The sequence below is a fragment of the Stenotrophomonas sp. YIM B13575 genome (assembly GCF_042787595.1).
GTDB lineage: Bacteria > Pseudomonadota > Gammaproteobacteria > Xanthomonadales > Xanthomonadaceae > Stenotrophomonas > Stenotrophomonas lactitubi_B.
This window is the reverse complement of record NZ_JBHZOP010000145.1, coordinates 1-5,770: the sequence shown is the minus strand read 5'-3', so window position 1 is coordinate 5,770 and position 5,770 is coordinate 1. Positions and strand designations below refer to the sequence as shown.

General features: G+C 67.4%; 6 protein-coding genes. 3 read left to right on the top strand and 3 right to left on the bottom strand.

Going from position 1 to position 5,770, the window contains the following annotated elements:
* Positions 1 to 179 precede the first annotated feature (179 nt).
* The gene (locus ACFX4F_RS18930; protein ID WP_380657804.1) at positions 180 to 743 is read right to left on the bottom strand and encodes a TlpA family protein disulfide reductase; all 564 of its coding nucleotides are present in this window, start codon (positions 741 to 743) and stop codon (positions 180 to 182) included.
* Complete coding sequence (locus ACFX4F_RS18925; RefSeq protein ID WP_032977469.1) at positions 740 to 2,014, bottom strand: YihY family inner membrane protein; 1,275 nt, start codon at positions 2,012 to 2,014, stop codon at positions 740 to 742. The genes ACFX4F_RS18930 and ACFX4F_RS18925 overlap by 4 nt, the downstream gene beginning before the upstream one ends.
* Before the next feature lie 77 nt (positions 2,015 to 2,091).
* Between ACFX4F_RS18925 and wrbA the strand changes: the two genes are divergently transcribed.
* The 3 genes from wrbA to ACFX4F_RS18910 all read left to right on the top strand — a co-directional run bounded on the left by wrbA (position 2,092) and on the right by ACFX4F_RS18910 (position 3,582).
* A complete protein-coding gene (wrbA, locus tag ACFX4F_RS18920; RefSeq protein ID WP_093818977.1) occupies positions 2,092 to 2,685 on the top strand; it encodes an NAD(P)H:quinone oxidoreductase in 594 nt (197 codons plus the stop codon).
* On the top strand, positions 2,682 to 3,017 hold the full coding sequence (locus ACFX4F_RS18915) for a DUF2069 domain-containing protein (protein ID WP_380657801.1): 336 nt from the start codon (positions 2,682 to 2,684) through the stop codon (positions 3,015 to 3,017). Before wrbA ends, ACFX4F_RS18915 begins: the two co-directional genes overlap by 4 nt.
* Before the next feature lie 79 nt (positions 3,018 to 3,096).
* The gene (locus ACFX4F_RS18910; protein ID WP_033830416.1) at positions 3,097 to 3,582 is read left to right on the top strand and encodes an asparaginase domain-containing protein; all 486 of its coding nucleotides are present in this window, start codon (positions 3,097 to 3,099) and stop codon (positions 3,580 to 3,582) included.
* A gap of 121 nt (positions 3,583 to 3,703) precedes the next feature.
* On the opposite strand, the gene ACFX4F_RS18905 is transcribed toward ACFX4F_RS18910, so the two are convergent.
* Entirely contained in the window at positions 3,704 to 5,443 is a 1,740-nt protein-coding gene (locus tag ACFX4F_RS18905) for a S8 family peptidase (RefSeq protein ID WP_380657799.1), read from the bottom strand.
* Positions 5,444 to 5,770: the final 327 nt, after the last annotated feature.

Here is a 5,770-nt window from a genome sequence, read left to right as displayed (position 1 = left end):
GGGTCCGGTTGCGGGGGCGTGAGCGCCATGGATGGCGCGACCGAGCTTACAGGGACGTACTTGCAGCGTCCCCGCAACCGGACCCACCCCGCCATCCCACGGAATGCCCGCCGTTGCTTTGGCCGTTGCCGTTGCCGTCGATTCGGCAGGTGCAGGGCGCAGCCCTGCCGACCCACCCATTACTTTGCAGCCGCGATCTGCTGTTCGATGTCGGCGGCGGTGACCGGGCCCAGGAAGCTGTGCGCCAGCTTGCCCTGCGGATCGATCAGGTGGGTCAGCGGCAGGCCGCGCGGGGTGGCGAAGTCGGCCGGCGGATCGAACGGATCGACGATCACGATCGGATAGGTCACCGGATGCTTGGTCAGGAACGACTGCATCTCCGGCACCTCGATGTCCTCGTAGGCCAGGCCAACCACATCGATGTTGCTGCGCATGGCATGCAATGCCGACAGCTCGGGCATTTCCTTGCGGCAGGGTGCACACCAGGTCGCCCAGAAATTCACCACCACCCACTTGCCACGATGTGCGGCCAGGTCGTAATCGCTGCCATCGACCGCCTTCATCTTCAGCGTCGGGAACTCGGCAGTGACGCGCTCGGCGGGCGTGTCCTCCACCGGCGCCGGCGCGGTCGGGGTCGGTGCCTGCGCGGGCGGCTGGCTGCTGGCCGGGGTCGGCTCCTGCGCGGGTTTGCAGGCGGCCAGGGCCAGCAGCGCAGCCAGCAGCAACGGGGTCTTGCAGGTCATGGGGCGTCTCCAGAATCAGGGTAGATGTCGCTGACGCGACGCTTGAGGCGTTCACGCAGCGGCAGGCGCAACTCGTCCAGCGCAGCCAGTGCGGCCCGGCCGAGGCTGTCATCGCGGTAAGGCAGGTGTTGTTCGGCCACCGGAATGCGCAGCTGCGTGCATTCGTACAGATCGCCCAGGCTGACCTGGTCCAGATCACGGGCCAGCAGCCATTCACCGCGCTCATCACGGCGCAGCAGGCCGATGCCCTCCAGGTGGCAGGCCAGGTCCTGCAGCAGCGAGTCGGTCAGCATCGGTTCCAGCCGCAGGATCTCGTCATCGGCCAGGCCCCTGCCCTTGGCGCGTGCGTGCTGGAAGCGCCCGAGCAGGCGCAGCAGGCCATAGAACTCGTAGCCCTGCGGCAGGCGCAGTTCCACCGGCTGGTAGCGGAAGGCCGCCATCGACGATGCCAGCGACGCGCCCAGCAGCACCGCCACCCAGCACAGGTAGATCCACAGCAGCAGGATCGGCACGAAGGCCACCGTGCCATACAGCTTCTGGTAGGACTGGAAGCTGCCCAGGTAAGCACCGATGCCCCACTTCACCAGCTCCAGGATCACCGCGGCCAGAATCGCGCCCGGGACCGCGTGGCGCCACTTCACGGTGTGGTGTGGCACCACCCGGAACATCAGGGTGATGCAGACGAATTCGATCAGGATCGGTGCCAGCCGCAACGCGAGATCGGCCAGCCAGCGCCCCTCCTGCGTGCCGAACAGCGGCATCGCGAACACCCGCGCCGACACGGCCAGTGAAGCGGCGGCGAGCATCGCGCCGAGGGTCAGCACCGTCCAGTAGACCAGGAAGCGGGTCAGCCGCGGTCGACTGCTGCCGACGCGCCAGATCTGGTTGAAGGTCTCTTCAACACTGTTGAGGGTGATCAGCAGCGAGATGACCAGGGCGATGAAGCCGGCGGCCGTGAGCTGGCCCGCGCTGGCCGAGAACTGCCGCAGGTAGCCCTCGGCAGCGCGCGCGGCATTGGGCACGAAGTTGGAGAAGACGTAGTCGCTGAGCTGGTCGCTCCAGCGGTCGAACACCGGGAAGGCCGAGAGCACGCCGAACACCACGATCGCCAACGGCACCAGCGCGAACACCGTGGTGTAGGCCAGCGCGGCGGCCGCCTGGAACAGGCGGTCGTCGAGGAAGCGGCGCCACAGGAAGCGGCCGAAGCTGGCGGCGCGTGCGCGATCCCGCGCGCGCTCCATCCACAAATTGAGCGTATCCAAAGGTTCCATCGGCGCAAGGGTACCCGATGCGGAATCGATGCAGGATAGCCATACTGGCGTCCACACGATGAGGAGAGCTGGGCGCGATGGGCGAAATCCTGGTGCTGTACTACAGCCGCGGCGGTTCGGTGGCACGGCTGGCGCGCCAGATCGCGCGGGGCATCGGCGAGGTGCCGGGCATGGCGGCGCGGCTGCGCACGGTGCCGCCGGTGGCCGCCGTCACCCAGACCGCGCAGCCGCCGGTACCGGACGATGGCGCGCCGTATGTGAGCGTGCAGGACCTGGTGGAGTGCCAGGGACTGCTGCTGGGCAGCCCCACCCGTTTCGGCAACATGGCCGCGCCGGTCAAGCATTTCCTCGATGGGCTCGGCGCCGAATGGGTGAACGGCACGCTGGCGGGCAAGCCGGCCGGAGTGTTCACGTCCACCGCGTCGATGCATGGCGGCCAGGAGTCGACCCTGCTGTCGATGCAGGTACCACTGCTGCACCACGGCTGCCTGATCGTCGGCATTCCGTTCACCGAGCCGGCGCTGAGCCACACCACCAGTGGCGGCACGCCGTATGGCGCCAGCCACGTGGCCGGTGCCGCCGACGACCCGCAACCGACCGACGATGAAGCGGTACTGGCGCGGGCGCTGGGCCGGCGCGTGGCTGACATCGCGCAGCGGCTGGCGCGATGAGCACCGCGCCGCGCACCGTGCTGCTGCTGGCCCTGATGGGACTGGCGGCGCTGTTTGCCGGCTGGTTCATCAACGACAGGCACTGGCTGGCCACCCAGCTGGTGTTCACTGCACCACCGCTGGCGCTGGCCATCGCCCTGCGGCTGGGCTGGCGCAAGGCCGGGTTCTGGGCGGCGGTGCTGGCGCTGGGCTGGTTCAGCCACGGCGTGATGAGCGCCTGGAGCCACCCGGAAACGCGCTGGCTGGCGCTGATCGAGATCGCGCTGGCGCTGCTGGTGATCTTTTCGGCCAGCCTGCCCGGCCTGCGCGCCCGTTTCGGGCGGCGGCGCTGACGCTGCGCCCGGTGGGCCGTATCATCTGCGTTCCCGGCCCCGCGCCGCTGTACCTGCCTTGGTTTCGCGCATGCACATGATGGAAGAGCTCCTGGTCGTCACCACCGGTGGCACGATCGACAAGATCTATTTCGACGACAAGTCGGACTACCAGATCGGCGACCCGCAGATCGGCATGATCCTGCGCGAACTGGGGGTCACCTTCCGGTTCAACGTGATTCCGATCCTGCGCAAGGATTCGCTGCACATCAACGACGACGATCGTGAGCTGATCCGCGCGACGATCGCTGCGCAGCCCACCCGCCACGTGCTGGTGACCCACGGCACCGATTCGATGGTGCAGACCGGCAAGGTGCTGGCGACGATTCCGGACAAGACCATCGTGATGACCGGTGCATTGAGCCCGGCGAGGTTCCGTGGTTCGGATGCGGAGTTCAACATCGGCTGTGCGATCGGTGCGGTGCAGTCGCTGCCGGCGGGGGTGTTCATCGCGATGAATGGCCGGATCTTCGATCCGCAGCATGTGCGCAAGAACGTGGCGGCGAACCGGTTCGAGTCGGTTTGAGGGACGTGTAGTGCCGAGCCCATGCTCGACAGCCCTCTGATAGCCGAGCGTGGGCTCGGCTCTACAGAAACAAAAACGCCCCGGCCGAGGCCGGGGCGTGCCCATGGAGAGGGGCTTGGGCTCAGTACTGGGCGTTGAGGGTCACGCCCGAGAAGGTGCTGTAGGCCTTCACCCGCACGTGCCATACGCCGGCAGCGGGGCTGTTGACGGTGCAGGTCTCGTTGTTGCCGCTCTGGTACGGGCGGCAGGTGTAGACGGTGTCGGTCGGGGCACTGCCCTGACGCAGGTACAGGTCGGCATCACCGCTGCCGCCGCTGATCGCCACGCGCAGCTGCGCGCTGCCAGCCGGGACGTTGACGGTGTAGCTGAGCGATGCGCCGCTGGCCGCGCCGAGGCCGGTGACCGGCACGTTGTTCTGCAGCACGGTGCCACCCGGGTTGGGCGTGGTGCCGTTGATCGCGGCTGTCACTGCGGCATCGGCGTCGATGATGCCGGCGCCGCAACCACCCGAGCACGCACCCGGCAGCGGACGCGCGGTGCTCTTGATGATGCTTTCCACCTGCGCCGGGCTGAGCGGGCTCGGTGCCACCGACTGCATCAGCGCAACGACGCCGGCCACGTGCGGCGCCGCCATCGAGGTGCCGTTGTAGGACGCATAGCTGGCGCTGCCCGGGGTGGTGGTGCCGCTGTTGAGGGTGGACAGGATGCCCTGGCCCGGTGCGGAGATGTCGATGCCGGTGCCGTAGTTGGAGAAGCTGGCACGTGCACCTGCCGAGGTGGTCGCGGCAACCGCGATCACGTTCGGGCAGTTCGCCGGAACCGACGAGGACACGTTGGTGTTGCTGTTGCCGGCAGCGACCACCACGGTGGTGCCACGGCCGACCGCGCCGTTGATGGCGTTCTGGTAGGTGGTCGAGCAGCTGCCGCCGCCGCCGAGCGAGAGGTTGATGACCTCGGCCGGATTGGCGTTGGCCGGCACACCGCTGACCGTGCCACCGGAGGCCCAGACGATGGCGTCGGCGATGTCGGAGGTATAGCCGCCGCACTTGCCGAGCACGCGCACCGGCACGACCTTGGCATTGAATGCGGTCCCGGCCACGCCGTTGCTGTTGTTGGTTACCGCGGCGACCGTGCCGGCCACGTGGGTGCCATGCCAGCTGGAGTTCGAACCCGGGTAACCGGCCTGGCACTCGTTGTCGCCGTACCAGTCACCCTCGTCGTTGGGATTGCTGTCACGGCCACCACCATCGCGCGCCATCGCCGCGTCGCTGATGAAGTCATAGCCGGGCAGGATGTTGGCGTTGAGGTCGGCATGGTTGGTGATGCCGGTATCGATCACGGCCACGACCACGCCGGTGCCGGTGGCCTTGTCCCAGGCCGGGCGCACGTTGATCGACGCGTTGGACGTACCGAAGCCCCACTGCTCGCTGAAGCGGGTGTCGTTCGGGGTCAGCGTCGCGCGCATGATCTGGTCGACTTCGACGTATTCGACGTTCGGGTCGGCGGCGAGCTTGCGCATCAGCAGTTCGGATTCGGCCTGGTCCAGCGCGCGGTCGGTCCTGACCACGGTGGAGCCGACAGCGAGCCTGCGGACCTGCTGCAGGCCCAGCGCGCGGCCCTGGCTGCTGGCGATGCCGGCAGCGGCGGTCTTCAGCGAGGAGGCGAGTGCGGTGGTGTTGGCCACCGGCGCACTGCCGTCGCGGTACTTCACGATGAACCGCTGGTGAGTCGGCGCGGACTGCAGGCCGCTGAGCTGGACATCACCGGCCAGCGCAGGCGTGGCCAGCAGCAGCGATGACAGGACGGACGCACCAAGGACCACCCACACACGACGCACACGCGGTTGCGTTACCTGGGACATCGGATTTCCCTTCTAATGGTAGGAATGCCGGAATCGGCAGAAGCACCGGCCTGAACCGTGGGCTGGCTTGCAATGGCGAGGTTCGGGTCCGGCGAGCCAGCGGATTCCCCTGACCATCCGCTGTGTTGATGACGCTAGTGGCTGAAACCGGACACCACAATATTTTCAGCGTCTTTTCAGCAAGATGAAATGTTGGATCTGAGACTTTCCGGGTCGAGGGTTTGTGAAGGTGAAGGAACTTTCGCGTCACCTGCACGTACCTGACTGCGCAATGTCGTGTCTCGTCATGTCTTTGCCGACATCGGCGGCGGTAGCCGGGGGTGAGAG

Coding starts and splice junctions, on each gene's coding strand:
- ACFX4F_RS18915 (WP_380657801.1), top strand. CDS start 2,682: ATGAGCACCGCGCCGCGCACCGTGCTGCTGCTGGCCCTGATGGGACTG.
- ACFX4F_RS18910 (WP_033830416.1), top strand. CDS start 3,097: ATGGAAGAGCTCCTGGTCGTCACCACCGGTGGCACGATCGACAAGATC.
- ACFX4F_RS18905 (WP_380657799.1), bottom strand. CDS start 5,443: ATGTCCCAGGTAACGCAACCGCGTGTGCGTCGTGTGTGGGTGGTCCTT.
- wrbA (WP_093818977.1), top strand. CDS start 2,092: ATGGGCGAAATCCTGGTGCTGTACTACAGCCGCGGCGGTTCGGTGGCA.
- ACFX4F_RS18930 (WP_380657804.1), bottom strand. CDS start 743: ATGACCTGCAAGACCCCGTTGCTGCTGGCTGCGCTGCTGGCCCTGGCC.
- ACFX4F_RS18925 (WP_032977469.1), bottom strand. CDS start 2,014: ATGGAACCTTTGGATACGCTCAATTTGTGGATGGAGCGCGCGCGGGAT.